This window comes from Pseudomonas inefficax, from assembly GCF_900277125.1.
Lineage (GTDB): Bacteria > Pseudomonadota > Gammaproteobacteria > Pseudomonadales > Pseudomonadaceae > Aquipseudomonas > Aquipseudomonas inefficax.
The window spans coordinates 1-1,659 of record NZ_OPYN01000233.1 but is presented as its reverse complement, the minus strand read 5'-3'; the positions used below and the strand labels follow the sequence as shown (position 1 = coordinate 1,659).

Annotated in this window: 2 protein-coding genes and 1 pseudogene; all 3 read left to right on the top strand. The window is 67.5% G+C overall.

Translation table 11 applies throughout. From position 1 onward, the window contains the following. Window positions 1–308 (top strand): annotated as a pseudogene (locus JV551A3_RS29525) (type IV pilus biogenesis protein PilM); the annotation flags it as partial. After that, window positions 305–841 (top strand): PilN domain-containing protein, encoded by a 537-nt coding sequence (locus JV551A3_RS29520; RefSeq protein WP_133979348.1) that lies wholly within the window; start codon window positions 305–307, stop codon window positions 839–841. The pseudogene JV551A3_RS29525 and the gene JV551A3_RS29520, both read left to right, overlap by 4 nt. An 11-nt stretch (window positions 842–852) precedes the next feature. Then, window positions 853–1,659 (top strand): pilus assembly protein PilP (locus JV551A3_RS29515; protein WP_133979350.1); only part of this gene is annotated, 807 nt, incomplete at its 3' end.

Genomic DNA, 1,659 nt, shown 5'->3' with positions numbered 1-1,659 from the left:
AGGCGCACAGCAGCACCCTTTATGGCTGGCAGTCGGGTCGGCCTCAGCAAAGGCGTGAGCTGAGCCTGGGGCTGTCGACCATAACGGGGGAACTGCCGGAGCGCCTGCTGGCCCTGCTCGCCAGTGAGCCTTTGCCCGATTGCCTGTTGATCGCCAGCCGTTCTCCGATCGAACCGGCCCATATGCAGAGCCTCGGCTCCCGGTTGAGCTTGCCGTGTCGCCTGCTGCCCGATGTGGCGCGCCTGGAACCCATCGATGGTGCGATGATCCTGGCGTGCGCCCTTGCTCTCGGAGGGTTGCGTCGATGATGCGGCTGAACCTTCTGCCCTGGCGCGAACGGCAACGCCAGGCCGTGTTGCGGTGTTTTCGCAGGCAACTGGTTGCCGGTGCGCTGCTGGCCCTGTGTGGGGTGACGTTGGTCGACCAGCTGGCCCGCCAGCGCGGGCAGCAGCAGGCGCTGGCCAATACCCAGCGCCAGGCTGCCCTGAAAGTGGTGGGCGAGCAGTTGCAGCCGCTGGCCGATGTGCGTGCGCAGCATGAGGCGCTACTGGCACGCGCGGCGGCGCTGGAAGGACTGCGCACCCATCAGGATGTGCTGGCCGGGGTGTTGGCTGACCTCGAGCGGGCGTTGCCAGTGGGGGTGCAACTGCTCGAACTCAGCCTGGAAGACGGCAGCCTGCAGGTGACTGGGCTGGCCACGTCCGGTGCCGTAGTCGCGCAGTTCATGCGTGACCTGAGCCGTTCGAGTGCGCTGGTCGGCCTGGAGCTCAAGCGCATCAGGGGCCTGCCGGGCGGCGATGAATTCGTGCTGGGCGCGCGCGTTTCGGCGTTCTGGTCGTGAATGCTGCACAGGTGCTCGGCTGGCTGGCCATGGCCGAGCGCTCCAAACGCTTCAGGCAGCTGGCGCCAGTGCTGTTGGCCCTGACGTTGTTCGGCCTGGGTTGCGCCATGCGTCTGCCCGCAGCTTTGCAGCAGCAGACGCAGGAGGAGGCCCGCTACGCCGAGTTGCACGAAAAGCAGGCAGCCAGCGCGGTGCAGCTGGCCGAGCTGGAGCAAGTCCAAGCCTCTGTGACCATTGCCGAGCAACGCTTGCGGGAGGCGTACTGGCACCTGGCGGCCGGGGAGGGCATGAGTGACCTGCTCGAACGCCTGGCGGCATCGGGGCATGCACATGGCTTGCTGATCGAGCGCTTCGACGTACATGACGACGAACAGCAGGCCGGTTTCCGCAAGGTACCGCTGGAACTACAAGTGGTGGGGCGATACGCGGCCCTGCGGCAGTGGCTGGGCGACTGGTTGGGCCAGGCGCGTGTGCTGCGCAGCGGTGACTTGCAGATGGTTCCGGCCGATGGCAAGCCTGGGCTGCTGCGCCTGCAGTTGCGGGTAGATGCCTATCAGGCGCTCGCGCCAGTGCCTGAACCTGCGACGCTTGCGCGAATGCCGGCCAGGGGCGTGATGGCAGCGCCCCAAGTCGACCCGTTTGCGCCCGGAGCGACACGGTTGACGGACAGCGGGTTGGGCGGCGTGCCTTTGGCGCAATTGGAGATGGTAGGCAGCCTGTCGCGTGGGGCGGAACACGAAGCACTGCTGATGGCGGCCGGCAGGCTCTATCGCGTGCGCCCTGGGGACCGGGTCGGGCGTGACCATGGGGTGGTGGCG